At 75.3% G+C, this 15,587-nt stretch carries 14 protein-coding genes; 10 read left to right on the plus strand and 4 right to left on the minus strand.

Annotated elements, in window-relative coordinates:
* Nucleotides 1–40 precede the first annotated feature (40 nt).
* Nucleotides 41–655, minus strand: a complete 615-nt coding sequence (locus tag ABT014_RS23025) for a class F sortase (protein ID WP_350640906.1) — start codon at nucleotides 653–655, stop codon at nucleotides 41–43.
* A 40-nt stretch (nucleotides 656–695) separates the two neighbouring features.
* The gene (locus ABT014_RS23030) at nucleotides 696–1,073 is read right to left on the minus strand and encodes a sortase-dependent protein (protein ID WP_350640907.1); all 378 of its coding nucleotides are present in this window, start codon (nucleotides 1,071–1,073) and stop codon (nucleotides 696–698) included.
* Nucleotides 1,074–1,393: 320 nt separating this feature from the next.
* On the opposite strand from ABT014_RS23030, the gene ABT014_RS23035 reads away from it, so the two are divergent.
* Nucleotides 1,394–3,160, plus strand: coding sequence for a S8 family peptidase (locus ABT014_RS23035; protein ID WP_502895071.1), 1,767 nt, complete (start codon nucleotides 1,394–1,396; stop codon nucleotides 3,158–3,160).
* A gap of 184 nt (nucleotides 3,161–3,344) precedes the next feature.
* Nucleotides 3,345–4,247 carry a hypothetical protein gene (locus ABT014_RS23040; RefSeq protein WP_350640908.1) on the plus strand — a complete coding sequence of 301 codons (903 nt, stop codon included), beginning with the start codon at nucleotides 3,345–3,347 and terminating at the stop codon, nucleotides 4,245–4,247.
* A gap of 21 nt (nucleotides 4,248–4,268) precedes the next feature.
* Here the strand turns inward: ABT014_RS23040 and ABT014_RS23045 are convergent, their stop codons facing one another.
* A complete protein-coding gene (locus tag ABT014_RS23045; protein WP_350640909.1) occupies nucleotides 4,269–5,132 on the minus strand; it encodes an aminodeoxychorismate lyase in 864 nt (287 codons plus the stop codon).
* A 351-nt stretch (nucleotides 5,133–5,483) separates the two neighbouring features.
* On the opposite strand from ABT014_RS23045, the gene ABT014_RS23050 reads away from it, so the two are divergent.
* Together ABT014_RS23050 and ABT014_RS23055 are read left to right on the plus strand one after the other, a co-directional pair.
* Nucleotides 5,484–6,770, plus strand: coding sequence for a YhgE/Pip domain-containing protein (locus ABT014_RS23050; protein ID WP_502895073.1), 1,287 nt, complete (start codon nucleotides 5,484–5,486; stop codon nucleotides 6,768–6,770).
* A 112-nt stretch (nucleotides 6,771–6,882) separates the two neighbouring features.
* The gene (locus ABT014_RS23055) at nucleotides 6,883–8,247 is read left to right on the plus strand and encodes an amidase (protein WP_350640911.1); all 1,365 of its coding nucleotides are present in this window, start codon (nucleotides 6,883–6,885) and stop codon (nucleotides 8,245–8,247) included.
* 98 nt (nucleotides 8,248–8,345) lie between these two features.
* Here ABT014_RS23055 and ABT014_RS23060 read toward each other — a convergent pair whose 3' ends face one another.
* Nucleotides 8,346–8,861 (minus strand): MarR family winged helix-turn-helix transcriptional regulator, encoded by a 516-nt coding sequence (locus ABT014_RS23060; protein ID WP_350640912.1) that lies wholly within the window; start codon nucleotides 8,859–8,861, stop codon nucleotides 8,346–8,348.
* A gap of 280 nt (nucleotides 8,862–9,141) precedes the next feature.
* On the opposite strand from ABT014_RS23060, the gene ABT014_RS23065 reads away from it, so the two are divergent.
* From ABT014_RS23065 to ABT014_RS23090, 6 genes are all read left to right on the plus strand, one after another.
* Nucleotides 9,142–10,212 (plus strand): alkene reductase, encoded by a 1,071-nt coding sequence (locus ABT014_RS23065; protein WP_350640913.1) that lies wholly within the window; start codon nucleotides 9,142–9,144, stop codon nucleotides 10,210–10,212.
* Nucleotides 10,213–10,358: 146 nt separating this feature from the next.
* Nucleotides 10,359–11,267 (plus strand): NADP-dependent oxidoreductase, encoded by a 909-nt coding sequence (locus ABT014_RS23070; protein ID WP_350640914.1) that lies wholly within the window; start codon nucleotides 10,359–10,361, stop codon nucleotides 11,265–11,267.
* A 95-nt stretch (nucleotides 11,268–11,362) separates the two neighbouring features.
* Nucleotides 11,363–12,154, plus strand: a complete 792-nt coding sequence (locus ABT014_RS23075) for an alpha/beta fold hydrolase (protein ID WP_350640915.1) — start codon at nucleotides 11,363–11,365, stop codon at nucleotides 12,152–12,154.
* A 183-nt stretch (nucleotides 12,155–12,337) separates the two neighbouring features.
* Nucleotides 12,338–12,892, plus strand: a complete 555-nt coding sequence (locus ABT014_RS23080) for a TetR/AcrR family transcriptional regulator (RefSeq protein WP_502895074.1) — start codon at nucleotides 12,338–12,340, stop codon at nucleotides 12,890–12,892.
* 188 nt (nucleotides 12,893–13,080) lie between these two features.
* Nucleotides 13,081–14,241: an agmatine deiminase family protein gene (locus ABT014_RS23085; RefSeq protein WP_350640917.1), complete on the plus strand. Its 1,161-nt coding sequence runs from the start codon at nucleotides 13,081–13,083 to the stop codon at nucleotides 14,239–14,241.
* A gap of 52 nt (nucleotides 14,242–14,293) precedes the next feature.
* Complete coding sequence (locus ABT014_RS23090) at nucleotides 14,294–15,496, plus strand: agmatine deiminase family protein (protein ID WP_350640918.1); 1,203 nt, start codon at nucleotides 14,294–14,296, stop codon at nucleotides 15,494–15,496.
* Nucleotides 15,497–15,587: the final 91 nt, after the last annotated feature.

Consider the following 15,587-nt stretch of genomic DNA (forward strand, 5'->3'; position numbering starts at 1 on the left):
GAGCGTCCGCCACCCCGGGGGCGGGGTGGCGGACGGTCGGTCAGCGGCCCGGCGGCAGCGGGTCGGCGAGGACGATGATGTTGTCGGTGTAGTGGCCGTTGCCGGCCAGCGTGCCGCCGCAGGTGATCAGCCGCAGCTGCGGCCCCGCGGTGTCGCCGTACACCAGCTCGGTCGGGAAGGCGTTCTTGGCGAACTGGCGCAGCTCGCGCACCTGGTAGGAGACCGTGCCGCCGTCCTCGCGCCGGATGTCGATCCGGTCGCCCGGGCGCAGCCCCGGCAGCCGGTTGAACACCGCCGGGCCCTTGCGGGTGTCGTAGTGCCCGAGCAGCACCGCGGGCCCGACCTGGCCGGGCGCCGGACCCTCGCGGTACCAGCCGACCTCCTCGGGCCGCTCCAGCGGCGGCACCTCCACGGTGCCGTCCGGGTTGAGGCCGACGCCCTGCACCGGCGCGTCCACGCCGATCCGGGGGATCAGCAGCCGGACCGGCGGCGAGAGCGGGAGCTGGGCGACGGTGCCCGTCGGTGCGGTGGACGGCGGCGCGCCGGTACCGACCTGGCCGGCGGGCCCGGCCGCGGCGATCCGCACCGGCGCGGGGTCCGGCGACCGCCCGGCCACCAGCGTCGCACCGCCGGCGATCAGCAGTCCGGCCGCCACGGCCGGCGCCCAACGGGAGCGCCGGCCGCGGCGGTGCGGACTAGGAGCGTGCGCCGGCACGGCGCCGGACGACGAGCAGGCCGGCCCCGGCCGCGCCGGCCACGGCCAGCCCGGTGCCGAGCAGCACCGCGACGGTGGAGCTGCCGCCTGCCTCCGCCTCACCGGTCTGCGCACCGCCCTTGGGCACGGTGCGGACCTGGGCGCTCCCGGCGGCCTCGGTCGGCGCGGGCGCCGGACGGGTCGGAGAGGCGCTCGGTGCGACGCTCGGGACGGCCGTCGGGCGGGCGGACGGCGAGGCGGGGACGGGCGCCGGGCCGTCGGCGAACGCGACGGCGCCGGGCAGCGCGAACGCGGCGGCGGCGCCGGCCGAGACCAGCGCGAACCGCACCGTACGGCGGACGGACGTGGTAGCTGACATGGGGATTCCTCCGGTTGTTCGTCACCTGCGGCCCGGTGGCCGCTGGTTGACGTTGCACACGCTAGGAAGCGCGCTTCGCGGCGGACCGCCGGTCGTGTAACGGTCACCGGCCGGCTCCGTAACAGTCCGACGGCTCCCCGCCCGGCCGGGCCGCATGCGGCCGAGAAGTGGACGCGGCGTCAATACGGTGAAAAGAAAGGCAAAGAAGTTGTAATGCCCGGGGTCTTCCGCGTCGGGGTGCGGATCTGACATCTTGCGGCCACCCCCTTTTGTCATGGGCGCGACTGGCGCCAGCGGCGCCACGGTCTCCGGAGGACGTATTGACTCCCCACATAGCAAGTCGGCTGGCCCGTTCGGTCGTTGCCGGCGCGGCCCTCACCCTGGCGGCCGCCCTGTCGGTGCCCGCCGTACCGGCTGCCGCCGCGGCACCCGCCGCCGCCCCGGCGGTCGGGGCCGCCGGCACCCGCGCCTACCTGGTGATCGCGGCCCCGGCCGACACCGCCGCCGCGCGGACGGCGGTCACCGCCAACGGCGGCACTGTGTTCGCCTCCTACGACCCGATCGGCGTGGTGGTGGCGCACTCCGCCGCGGCCGGCTTCGCCGCCGCCGTGCGGACCGTCCCCGGCATCCAGCAGGTCGGCGCCACCCGCACCTCCGACGTACCGGCCGACGCCGACAACCCGGCCCTGCCCGCCAACCCCGCGCAGGCCGCCACCACCCTCACCGAGACCGCCCGTTGGGACATGACCCGGATCAAGGCCGACCAGGCCTGGGCCGTCACCACCGGCTCGCCCACCGTCAAGGTCGGCATCCTCGACACCGGCGTCGACGACCAGCACCAGGACCTGGCACCCAACTTCGACGCCGCCGACTCGGTCTCCTGCGCCTACGGCAGGGCCGACACCCGGACCGGCGCCTGGCGCGACGTCGACACCCACGGCACCCACGTCGCGGGCACCGTCGCGGCCGCCAGGAACGGCAAGGGCGTGGTCGGCGTGGCACCCGGCGTCAAGATCGCCTCGGTCCGCATCGCCGAGCCGGGCAGCACGCTGTTCTTCGCCGAGAACACCGTCTGCGGCTTCATGTGGGCCGGCGACCACGGCTTCAAGGTGACCAACAACAGCTACTACACCGACCCGTGGGCCTTCAACTGCCCGAACGACGTGGACCAGGCCGCCATCATCGAGGGCGTCCGGCGCGCCCAGGCCTACGCCGAGGGCAAGGGGTCCCTGCAGGTCGCCGCCGCGGGCAACGCCAACTACGACCTGGCGAACAAGACCACCGACTCCGCCAGCCCCAACGACTCCACCGCCACCACCCGCACCATCAGCAACGCCTGCATGGACATCCCGACCGAACTGCCGGGCGTGGTCACGGTCGCCGCGATGGGCAACGGCAGCGTCCGCGCCTCGTACTCCAACTTCGGCCGCAACGTCATCGACGTGGCCGCCCCCGGAGGGGACGGCGCCGACGGCGTCTACTCCACCCTGCCCGGCGGCAAGTACGGCACCAAGAGCGGCACGTCGATGGCCTCCCCGCACGTCACCGGCGTGGCGGCGCTGATCGCCAGCGCCAACCCCGCCTTCACCCCGGCCGACATCCGGGCCCGGCTCGCCACCGACGCCACCGACACCGCCTGCCCCGCCGACAGCCGCTGCACCGGAACCACGGCCGACAACGCCTTCTTCGGCGAGGGCCAGGTCGACGCGCTGAAGGCGGTCGGCGGCAGCACCCCGCCCACCGGCCGCTACTTCGAGAACCCCACCGACGTCGCCATCGCCGACAACAGCACGGTGGAGAGCCCGATCACCGTCACCGGCGTGAGCGGCAACGCCCCCGCCACCCTCAAGGTCGGCGTCGCGGTCAAGCACACCTACCGCGGCGACCTGGTGCTCTCGCTGGTCGCCCCGGACGGCACCGTCATCCTCCTGGAGGACTTCCCCGACAGCGACAGCACCGACGACGTCACCAAGACCTACACGGTGAACGCCTCGGCCGAGGCCGCGAACGGCACCTGGAAGCTCAGGGTCCGCGACATCGCCGCCCAGGACACCGGACGGATCGACAGCTGGAACCTGACCTTCTGAGCCTGACCTGCTGAGCCTGATCTCCCGAACCTGACCCTCCGAAACCCTCCGCCGCCCCGCCCCCGCGGGGCGGCGGACCGGCATCCGGGGCAGCGCCCGCAGAGCACCCCCCCGGGCCGGTGTACGATGCCGCGTCGATCATGCGTTCGCCTGGTCGCAGGAGTGCTGGACCCAGGAGAGACCCGTGCCCCGGCTGCGTACTGTCCTACCCGTCGCCGTCCTGGCCGCGCTGGCCGCCGCACCCGCCGCGACCGCCGCCGCCGACACACCCGTCGGCGGCTGCCAGGGCGCCGGCAGCATCACCGCCTCGGGCGACCGCGACACCGTGAACGTCCAGCGCGGACACTCCGGCGTGGTCTCCGCCTCGCTGCGCACCGGCGCCGCCCTGCCCGAGGGAGCGACGCTGCGCGTGCAGCTCAGCACCAGCCCGGCCGGCGGCCAGGCCCCCGGGGTGTCCTGGCGGATCGACGGCGGCGGCTGGCACGGCACCGGGCTGCACGCGGAGCGCGGGCAGGTGGGGGACGCCTACTGGATGAGCCCGCCGCAGACCCTCCCGCCGATCGGCCCCGGCACCCACCGCCTCGAACTCACCGTCACGGTGCCCGCCGACGGCCCGCTGACCGCCTACCGCCCCAACGTGTACCTCGACTCCGCCGCCCCGTGCAGCCAACTGCTCGGCTCGGTGGGCCTGTCCACGATCCAGACCCAGGGCAACGCCGCCGACCCGCAGCCCGCCCCCGCGAAGCCCACCTCGCCCAAGCCCGCCACCCCGAGCCCCACCAGGCCCCGCCCCACCGCCACGGCGAGCCCGACCGCGGACCCGGCCGCCACCGCACCGAGCGCCACCCCCGCCGAACCGTCCCCGACGCCCACCCCCACGGCCGAGCCCGCCGCGGCCACGACGGCCACGCCGACCCCGGCCGCGAGCCCGTCCGGCTCCCCGGCCCCGCTCGCCCTCGCCGCCACCGAGCCGGCCGCCGACGCCTCCCACGGCACGGCCTGGGCCGTCACGGGCGGCGTCGCCGTCCTGCTGGCCGCGGGCGGCACGGCGGTCGGCGTCCGCCGGTGGCGCCGCCGGAGCGCCTGATCCCGGCGGCCCGACCAGGGCTCAGCAGGGCACGGCATCCGCGTCGGTGACCCGTGCCAGCGCCGCGATCTCCTCGTCGTACGGGCCGGGCGCCCGGACCAGCCCGTCCAGGCTGCGCACCCGGGCGGCCAGCCGGACGCTGGAGACCAGCCACAGGCCGTCCGCCGTCCGCAGGTCCTCGGTGGTCAGCCCGGCGTGGCGGCACTCCCAGCCGGCCCGCCCGGCCGCCGCGAACAGCCCGGCCAGCGCGATGCTCGGCAGGATGCCCAGCTCCGGGCCCGGGCTGAGCAGCGTACGGCCGCGCGCCACCACGACCGCGGCGGTCGGCGCCTCCAGCACCGTGCCGTCCGCGGCGAGGAACACCACCTCGTCCGCGTCGTGCTGGCGCGCCCAGCGCTGCGCGGCCATGTTGACCGCGTACGAGAGCGTCTTGGCGCCCGCCAGCAGCCAGGGCGCCCGCTCGGGCGGCGCCGCCACCAGGCCCCGGGCGAGGGTGATCACCCGGACCCCCTCCGCCCGGGCCTGCAGGGTGGAGCCCGGGACCTCGTCCAGCAGCAGGTAGCCGGTTTCGGGGCCGCTGCCGTCCTCCGGACCACGGGTCAGCACCAGCCGCGCGTAGGCCTCACCGGCCGCGCCGTGCTGCGCGATCGCGGTGTCCAGGCAGCGCCGCCAGACCCCCGCGTCGGGTGCGCGCAGGCCGAGCGTGGCGGCGGAGCGCTCCAGCCGGGCCAGGTGCTCGTCCAGGTGCCAGGGCCGGCCGTTGACCACGATCAGCGCCTCGAACACCCCGTCGCCGCGCAGCGCGCCCAGGTCGTCGGCGCGCAGCAGCGGTTGGCCACGGTCGGCGACCGTGCCGTCCAGCCGCACCAGCGTCCCGCCGCTCACCTTGCTCCCCCCGATCCGGGGGTGCCGTGGTGGCCGCCGGGGCGGTGCGGCCGGGGTGCCCGTGGTTGCTTGTCCATGCGCGGCAGTATCCAGGACCGCCCGCGGCCCGCCCGGCTCCGCCACTCCGGGCACGGCCACCGCCCGCCCGGCGGCGGCCGATGGCGGCCGACCGGCGGCCCGGTGGGCGAGGCGCCGGGGCGGAATGTCGCCCTTCGGATAATTTGCCCCCGAAGCGGCAGCCGTCACCCCGGGAGAGCCATGCCAACGAACGACCCCGCGAACGACCCCGCCAACGACCCCGCGAACGGCTCCGGGGGCACCCCGGCCCCCGCCCCCGCGCCCGCCGGCCGGATGGCCAGCGCCCGCCAGGTCCTGCGGAACCCGAGGATCTGGGTGCTCCCCACCGTCCTGCTCGGGCTGGTCTCGCTGCTGCTGTCGCTGGTGTACATGGGCGGCATCCTCGATCCGCGCGGCGACCTGCACCGACTGCCGATCGGCCTGGTCAACGCGGACGAGGGCGCGGTGGTGGCCGGTCAGCCGACCAACCTCGGCTCCCGGATCACCGGCGGGATCGCCGCCGCCCCCGATCCGAAGGGCCAGATCTCCTGGCGGCAGCTGGACGAGTCCGCCGCCCAGGAGAGCCTGGCCTCCGGCAAGCTCTACGCCGTCCTGGTGGTCCGTCCCGGCTTCACCGCGGCGGTCGCCTCGCTCGGCGCCACCGGGCAGCAGCAGGCGCAGCGCCCGACCATGACCATCCTCACCAACCCCGGGGCCGGCAGCCTGGCCTCCTCGCTCGCCACCTCGATCGCCCAGGCGGCCGCGCACGCCGCCTCGCTGGACCTCGGCCGCACCCTCACCGCCCAACTGCCCCAGCAGGGCGCGGCGGCCAGCAACGCCGCCCGCCTCCAGGTGGCCGACCCGGCGACCATCGAGACGGCGGTCGGCCACCCGATCGGCACTCACAGCGGACTCGGACTGACGGCCTTCTACTACACCCTGCTGCTGGTGCTCGCCGGCTTCCTCGGCGGCAACCTGATCGCCAACGGGGTGGACGTCTCGCTCGGCTACGCGGCCAGCGAGCTCGGCCCGATGCGCACCCAGCTGCCGACCGTGCCGATCACCCGGACCCACACCCTCGCGGTCACCAGCACCATGTCGGTGGTGCTGGCCCTCCTGACGTCCAGTCTGATCATGCTGGCCTGCGTCGGGATCCTCGGGATGGACGCCTCCCACCTGCCGCTGCTCTGGGTCTTCTCGGTCTGCGCCACCGCCGCCGTCGGGCTCGGCGTGCAGGCACTGCTGGCGGCCTTCGGCGGGATCGGGCAGCTGATCAGCATGTTCGTCTTCATCGCCCTCTCGCTGCCGTCCTCGGGCGCGACCGTCCCGCTGCAAGCGCTCCCGAGCTTCTACCGGGTGCTCTCCTGGTTCGAGCCGATGCGCCAACTCACCGACGGCGTCCGGTCGATCCTGTACTTCGACGCCCGGGCCGACGCCGGGCTGACCCGGGCCTGGATGATGATCGGCGTCGGCGTGGTGGCCGCGCTGATCTTCGGCTTCGCGATGACCACCTACTACGACCGCAAGGGCCTGCACCGGATCGTCCCCGAGCACGCCGAGGAGCCGCACCCGGCCATCTGACCCACCCTCCGACCCGGGGTGCCGTCACCCGCCGTCGCCCCGCGCTCTTGTCCGCGCACGCACCGCTGGCTATCTTGACGGCCGGGATTCCGATCAAGGCGGGGGAGCGGCGATGACGGGCTGGACCGGGCGGACGGCCACGGAGATCGCCGAGGCGGTCCGGCGCGGCGAGGTGACGCCCCGTGCGGTGGTCGCCGAACACCTGGCCAGGATCGACGTCCTCGACCCGCGGATCGGCGCGTTCCGCCGGGTGCGGGCCGCCGACGCGCTGCGCGAGGCCGACGCCGTGGCCGCCCGCGCCGACCTCACGACCCTCCCGCTGGCGGGCGTCCCGGTCGCGGTCAAGGACAATCTGGCCGTCGCGGGCGAGACGACCCGCAACGGCTCGGCCGCCACCCCCGCCGCCCCGGCCGCGGCCGACCACGAGACCGTCCGCCGGCTGCGCGCGGCCGGCGCGGTGGTGGTCGGGCTCAGCGCCGTCCCCGAGCTCTGCATCTTCGGCACCACCGACAGCGTGTACGGCACCACCCGCAACCCCTGGGACCTCTCCCGCAGCGCCGGTGGCTCCTCCGGCGGCAGCGCCGCTGCCGTCGCCGCGGGCATGGTGCCGATCGCGCTCGGCAACGACGGCATGGGATCGATCCGGATCCCCTCCGCCAACTGCGGGCTGGTCGGCCTCAAGCCCGGCGAGGGCGTGATCCCGGCCGGGCTCGGGGTCGACGGCTGGTCCGGGATGAGCGAGAACGGGCCGATCGCCACCAGCGCCGCCGACGCGGCCCTGCTGTTCGACGTGCTGGCCGGCCGCGCGCCGGGCCCGCGTCCGACCGAGAGCGGGCTCCGCGTCGCCCTCGCCACCCGTGCCACCGCGCCCGGCCTGCCGGTGGACGCCGCCTGCGCGGCCGCCGTCCACGACACCGGCCGCCACCTCGCCGCCGCCGGCCACCGGGTCGCCGCCGACGAATTGCGCTACCCGTCCTGGCTCGGCGCCGCTTCGGTGGCCCGCTGGCTGGCGGGGACGGCCGACGACGCCGCGGAACTCGACCCGGCGCTGCTCGCGCCCCGGACCCGCCGGCACGCCGCGCTCGGCCGGGCGGTCCGCCGTGCGGGGCTGGTCCGCACCACCCAGCGGACCCGCTGGCAGGGCCTGCTGGAACGGTTCTTCGCCGACCACGACGTGCTGGTGACCCCGGCCCTCGCCCACCCCGCGCCGCCCGCGCACACCTGGCACACCCGGAGCTGGACGGCCAACGTGCTCTCCAACATCCGCTACGCGCCGTTCAGCCATCCCTGGAACCTGGCCCGCTGGCCGGCCCTGGTGCTGCCGGTGCCCGGGCCGGCCGCCGGACGCGGCCTGCCCCGCTCGGTGCAGCTGGTGGCTCCGCCCGGCGGCGAGGACCGGCTGCTGGCGCTGGCGGCCGTACTCGAACAGCGCCGCCCCTGGCCGCGCACCGCGCCCGAGCCGGCCACCGGCCGGTAGCGCGGCGCCCGCCGTCGTCCGTCGCTGCCGTCCGTCGCCGCCTGCGGCTCGCCCGCCGCCGTCCGCCGGTGCCCGGCGGTGCTCGGCGGGCCGTGCCGTCAGGTGTCGAGCCGGGCCGCGGCGCGGACCAGCCGCCGTTCGATGCCTTCCAGGCCGTGCAGCACGGCGGCCTGTTCGGCCTCGGTGCTGTCGCCGACCGTGGCCGCCTCCAACTGCTGCCAGAGCTGTTCGACCTCGGTGCGCAGCGCGAGGCTCGCGGTGGTGGCCTCGATCAGTGAGGCCCGCCGGTCGTCGGCGCACGCCGACCGCCGGACGAAGCCGGCGTGTTCCAGCCGCCGGATGGTGCGGGTCATGGTGGCGGCGTCGGAGTCGAGCAGGCGGACCAGGTCGACCTGCCGCTGCGGCCCGAGCTCCCACAGCTGCATCATCACCAGCTCCTGGCCGGGGTGCAGGCCCACCCGGCGCAGCAGCTGCCCGGCGATCATCCGGTGGGTGCGGGCCACCCGGAAGATGGCGTGGCTGATCGGCCCGCCGCCGGCGGCTGCGGGGACCGCGATGGCGGCGCCCTCCGGGGTCGGGCAGCGCTCCGCGCCGCCGGCTGTGGACTCCGCCATGGTCTGCCCCGCTCCTGTCCCGCGTCCCCGCGTTGCCCGTTGAATCCTGCCCGAACAGGATATCTCCTCCGTACCCGTCCGTCATGCCGGGCTGCCGCGAGCGGCCGGGCCGTGGCCTGCTGCGCGGCACTGGCCGCTGAGGCCGACGAAGATCTTCGGCGGTTTGTGGAATGCCTCGCGGAGTTTTACTGTTCGAACAGGTAACTCGCCGGGTCGTCACGACCCGGCCGGCCGGGGGAGCGCCTCGGCCGCCGTCCACCTCCACGTGAAGGGCCCGACCATGACCACCGCATTCGACCCGATCGTCCTCGGCGGACGCCGCCTGGCCAGCCGCCTCGTGATGGCGCCGATGACCCGCAGCCGGGCGTTCGGCCCCGCCGCCGAGCCCACCGAGCTGATGGCCACCTACTACGCCCAGCGCGCCACCGCCGGCCTGATCGTCACCGAGGGCATCCAGCCCGCCCCGGTCGGCCAGGGCTACCCCGACACCCCCGGCCTGCACACGGCCGGCCAGGTGGCGGCCTGGCGGACGGTGACCGACGCCGTCCACCGCGAGGGCGGCGTGATCTTCGCGCAGCTGATGCACACCGGCCGGATCGGCCACCCCGACCTGCTGCCCGACGGCCTGGTGCCGGTGGCGCCGTCGGCGGTGGCCGCCGAGGGCCGGGTCTTCACCCACGAAGGGCCGAAGGAGTACGTGACGCCGAAGGAGCTGACCGAGCCGGAGATCCGGCGGACGGTCGCCGACTTCGCCGCCGCGGCCCGCAACGCGGTCGAGGCCGGCTTCGACGGCGTGGAGATCCACGGTGCCAACGGCTACCTGATCCACCAGTTCCTCGCCCCGAACACCAACCGGCGCACCGATGCCTGGGGCGGCGGCGTCGAGGGCCGGATCCGGTTCGCCGTCGACGTCGCCACGGCCGTGGCGGAGGCGATCGGCGGCCACCGGGTCGGCCTGCGGATCTCGCCCGGCAACCCGTACAACGGCATCGCCGAGGACAACCCCGGCGAGACCTACGAAACGCTGGTCGACCGGCTGGCCGGCCTCGACCTGGCGTACCTGCACCTGATGGAGGGCCCGGACCGCGACCTGACCGGACGGCTGCGCAAGGCCTGGCCCGGCGCGTTCGTCCTCAACCCCTTCACCCACCCCGCCGCCACCGGCCCCGAGGCCCTGGCGCTGATCGAGGACGGCACCGCCGACCTGATCGCGTACGGCGCGCTGTTCCTCGCCAACCCCGACCTGCCGGCCCGGCTGGCCGCGGGCGGCCCGTTCAACACCCCGAACCCGGCCGGCTTCTACGGCGGCGACCACCGCGGGTACACCGACTATCCCGCGCTCGCCGGCTGACCGACCCGGCTGACCGACCCCGCTGGCCGGCCCGGCCGCCCGGTGACCGGTCCTGCGGCCTGCCGCCGGGGCGAGCCGCCCCCGTGACCCCATGCTGGTGACGTGGATCACCCGCTCCCGCTTCCCTCTTTCACCTGGAGTTCCTGATGTCCAAGGCGATCACCTACACGAACTACGGCGGCCCCGAGGTCCTCACCCTGACCGAGGTCGACACCCCCGAGCCGGGGCCCGGCCAGGTCCGGATCAAGGTCCGGGCGGCCTCCGTCAACCCGCTCGACCTGAAGATCCGTTCCGGGCTGATGGCCGCCGCCCGGCCGGCCCGCTTCCCCGAGCGGCCGGGCCTGGACGTGGCCGGGGTCGTCGAGGCGGCGGGCCCGGACGCCGGTGCGGCGCCCGGTGACGAGGTCTTCGGCCTCGCTCAGGGCGGCGGGTACGCCGAGTACGCCCTGCTCGGCCGGCCCGTCGCCAAGCCGGCGGGCGTCACCTTCGACACCGCCGCCGCCCTGGTCACGGTCGGCGAGACCGCCTACCGCGGCCTGCAGCAGCTGGGTGTGCAGCCGGGCGAGACCCTGCTGGTGCACGGTGGCGGCGGCAGCGTCGGGATCATCGCCGTCCAGCTCGCCGTGGCCCGGGGCGTCACCGTCGTGACCACGGCCGCCGAGGCCGACCTTCGGCAGCTCACCGAGCTCGGCGCCACCGCCGTCCGCTACGGCGACGGGTGGGCGGACCGGGTCAGGGCCGTCGCGCCGCAGGGCGTGGACCGTGTCTTCGACACCTCGGGTGCGGGCGTGCTGGCCGACTCCGTCGCGCTGACAGGCGATCCGGCCCGGGTGATCACCATCGCCGACATGGCCGCCGCCGAGCACGGCGTCCGGTTCAGCGCCGGCAGCCCGACCGAGCGCGCCGAGCAGGCGCTGCCCGAGCTGGCGGCCCTCGCCGACGCGGGGAAGCTCGACGTGCCGATCGGCGCGAGCTACCCGCTCGCCGACGCGGCCCGCGCCCACGCCGACATCGAGGCCCGCCGCGCCCGCGGCAAGGTCATCCTGCTGCCCTGACCGGAGAGCGCCGCCACCCGCTCGGTGCGCGGCCGGCCGCCCCACCGGAGAGCCCCCGGCCCCCGACCCGACAAACGCCGAAGGAACGAACCACCATGTCCGCACCCCACCTCCCCGAGGCCGCCTACGCCCGCACCGTGCTCGGCTCCGGCCCCGGCCTGGCGCTGGCCCACGGCGCCGGCAGCAGCGTGGCCGGCACCTACGGCCCCATCCTCGAAGGGCTCGCCGCCCACCGCACCGTCGTCGGCATCGACTACCCGGGCAGCGGTGACACCCCGCGCGCCACCTCCCCGCTCGCGCTGGACGACCTGGCCGACCAGCTCGTGGCCGCCGCGGTCGCGGAGGGCCTGGACACCTTCGCCGTGCACGGCTACTCGCTCGGCGGGCCGGTCGCGGTCCGGGCCGCCGCGCGCCACCCCGAGCGCGTCACCGCGCTGGTGCTGACCGCGACCTTCCCGTACCGGGACAACCGGCTCGCCCTCGCGGCCGCGGTCTGGGCGAAGCTGGCCGAGACCGACCCCGGGCTGCTGGCCGAGTACCTGACGATGATGGCGGTGGGCGCCGACGCCCTGGAGTCGATGTCGGACGAGCAGGTCCGGCAGGCCGTGGGCTTCACCGCCGCCAGCATCGCCGCCGGCACCCCCGAACACGCCGAGCTGGCCCCACGGGCCGACGTCCGCGCCGACCTGGCCCACATCCAGGCGCCCACCCTGGTCATCTCCACCACCCAGGACTGGTTCACCTCCACCCGCCTGCACCGCGAGCTCGCCGACGGCATCCCCGGCGCCGAACTCGTGGAGATCCGCACCGGCCACCTGCCGATGGTCGAACGGCCGCAGGAGTGGGAGCAGCTCATCACCGGCTTCCTCGCGAAGCACGCCGCCTGACCACCGGCGCCACGGCGCCACCGGCCGGGAGCGCGGGACCCACCCCGCGCTCCCGGCCGGCCGGCGTTCGAGCGCGGCATGCCTCGACCCAGGCCGACTGGAATTTCAGTCAGGCGAGGGGTTCAGTCCGGGCCGGGTCCGCAGGTAGGGTGGTGCCTCGTGGCTGACCGGAGAACCTCGATCATGGAAGCGGCCGCGCGGGTCATCGCCCGGCGCGGAGTCCGCGGGCTGCGCGTGGAGGAACTGGCCGCCGAGGCGGGCGTCTCCACCGCGCTGATCTACTACCACTTCAAGGACCGTACGGGCATCCTGCGGGCCACCATGGAGTTCATCAGCGACCGCGCGGAGCGCTACACCACCGAGCGTGCGCCCGACGGGCAGCCGCTCGACGCCCGGGGCGAGCTGGAGCAGACCCTCCTGCTGGAGTTCCAGGACACCCCCGAGGTGCGGGAGAACAGCACGGCCTGGGGCGAGCTGCGGGCCAGCGCGGTGTTCGAGCCCGAGCTGCGCGAGGACCTCGCCCGGGCCACCCTGGTCTGGGTCCAGGAGGTCGCCGAACTGCTGGGCCAGGTGCGACCGATGAGCGGGGCCGCCGCGCTCGCCGGCTCCGCGGAGCGGCTGACCGCCCTGCTGGAGGGCCTGAGCGTGCGCTGGCTCAGCGGCAGCCTCCCGCTCGCCCACGCCCGCGAGCTGATGGCGGGCGCGATCGAGAGCGAACTGGCCCGGCTCGCCGGCTGAGCCCGGGAACACCGGGCCGCCGGCCCGAACCGCCCCCGCCGTCCGTCCGGTGGGGGCTTTCGCATGTCAGGGCCCTGGTCGACCCGTCGGCGGATTCTTGACTGAATTTTCAGTCAATGTCAGAGTGGGCAGCACGCCGGCGCGCTCGTCGCGCCCGCCGTACGCGATACTTGATCGGGAGAGCCACCATGAACGACCACCGCAGTGCAGGAAGCTCCTTCGTCGACCGCCTGTTCGGCTCCCGCCCCTCGCGGCGGTCCGTGCTGGGTGCGGCGGGCGCGGGTGCGGCGGGCCTCGCCCTCGGAGCGGTGACCGCCCCCGCGCAGGCGGCCGCCGCCGGGCTCCCGCGCTGGTGGGTGCCGATGGACGACGTACCGCACGCCCGGACCTGGATGTCGTGGCCGTCCCGCAAGTCCGTCTGGGGCCGCCAGCTCGCCGGGGTGCAGCAGGACATCGCCCTGATCGCGCGGACCGTCGCCCAGTTCGAGCCGGTGGTGATGTGCGCCCCGGACGCCACGACCGCCGCCGACGCCCGCGCCTGGTGCGGGCCCTGGGTCACGGTGACCGACGCCGTCCCCACCGACGACCTGTGGATGCGCGACACCGCCCCGGTCTTCCGGCGCGACGGCTACGGCGGCCTGGACGCGGTCGGGCTGAACTTCAACGGCTGGGGCAACAAGCAGACCCACGCCGACGACGCCGAGGTCGCCCGCACCATCGCCGACCGCAACCGGCTCCGCTTCACCAGGGCCGACTTCGTCGGCGAGGGCGGGGCGATCGAGACGGACGGCGACGGCACCGTGATGGCCACCGAGAGCAGCCTGGTCAACAAGAACCGCAACCGCGGCATGAGCCGCGCGGAGATCGAGGACGCGGTGCTGCACGCCTACGGCGCGGACCGGATGATCTGGGTGCCGGGGATCAAGGGCCAGGACATCACCGACGACCACATCGACGTCACCTCCCGGTTCGTGCGGCCCGGTGTGGTGATGGTGCAGCTGCCCCCGGAGGACCGCGGCGACGCCTGGGCGCGCGACGCCCGCCAGCAGTACGACATCCTCTCCCGCGCCACCGACGCCCGCGGCCGCCGGCTCCAGGTCATCCGGGTCGACGGCCCGGACACCGTCCGTTCCCGCGACCCGAAGTTCGTCGACTCCTACCTGAACTTCCACCTCGTCAACGGCGCGGTGATCACCGCGCACTTCGGCGACCAGGTCAAGGACGCCGCGGCGCACCGCGCGCTGACCGCGGCCTTCCCCGGCCGGCAGGTCGTGCAGCTCGACGTCGACCGGCTGATGGCCGGCGGCGGCGGGATCCACTGCTCGACCATGCACGAGCCCCTGCCGTAGTCCGGGCCGCCGAACCTCCTCGCCCCCGCCTTCCGTCCCACCGGAGTGTGTCGTGACAGCTTTCTCCCCGTCCCGTTTCTCCCCGTCCCGCCGATCCGTGCTGCGCGCCGCCGCCGGTGCCGGCCTGCTGACCCTGGGAGGTGTCGCCTGCTCGCCGCTGGACGGGCAGGACGCGGCGCCCGCGTCCCCGCCGGCCGGTGAGGCCGCCGACCAGGCGGCCGGTCAGGCCCCGGCACCCGGGCGGCGGTTCGGGGCCGAGTGGGAGAGCCACGCCCGGACCTTCATGTCCTGGCCGGCCTCGACCGGCATCTGGGGCGGCCAACTCCCGGACGTGCGGCAGGACATCGCCGGGCTGGCCCGCGCGGTCGGCGGCTACGAGCCGGTGGTGATGTTCGCCCGGCCCGCCCAGGCCGACGCCGCCCAGCGCGCCTGCGGGGACCAGGTCGAGGTGGTGCCGCTGCCGGTGGACGACCTGTGGGCACGCGACACCGTGCCGGTGTTCGTCGAGGAGTCGGGCACCGTCAAGGGCGTCGACCTCAACTTCAGCGGGTGGGGCAACAAGCAGAAGGAGCACGGCAACGACACCGCGCTGGCGGGCGCGCTGCTCGCCCGGTACGGCCTCGGACGGATCACCACGCCGCTGGTCGCCGAGGGCGGGTCGTTCGAGACCGACGGCCGCGGGACCCTGCTGGTCACCGAGAGCTCGGTGGTCAACGAGCGCCGCAACCCCGGCCGCTCCCGGGACCAGATCGAGGCCGAGCTGAAGCAGGCGTTCGGCGTGACGAAGGTGATCTGGTTCGCCGGCGTCCGGGACCAGGACATCACCGACGCCCACGTCGACTGTCTGGTGCGGTTCGCCGCGCCGGGTGTGGTGCTGCTGGACCAGCCGTTCCCCGGTGCGCCGGACGACGTCTGGTCGCGCTCCGCCGCCCAGGCGAAGGAGGTGCTGAAGGACGCCACCGGCGCGGACGGCAAGCCGTTGGAGGTGATCGAGCTGCCCCAGCCCGACCCGGACCGGATCACCGGCCGCGGGGACGCCTTCGTCTCCTCGTACATCAACTTCTACGTCGCCAACAAGTCGCTGTTCCTGCCGCGCTTCGGCGACCCGGCGGCCGACGACCGGGCCCAGCAGATCCTGCGGGACCACTTCCCGGGCCGTGACATCGTCCCGCTCAAGATCGATGCGATCGCCTCCGGCGGCGGCGGCATCCACTGCTCCACCCACGACCAGCCCGGCACCCCCGCCGCCGGCTGAGCTTGGGATTTATCCTCGCCAAGCTTGGTGTTCCTTGATCGAATCGGCGCGTTTCACTGTCTTGCCGACGTCGTGGCGGGTGGCCCGGTTC

This window comes from Kitasatospora sp. NPDC094015 (assembly GCF_040304075.1).
Classification (GTDB): domain Bacteria; phylum Actinomycetota; class Actinomycetes; order Streptomycetales; family Streptomycetaceae; genus Kitasatospora.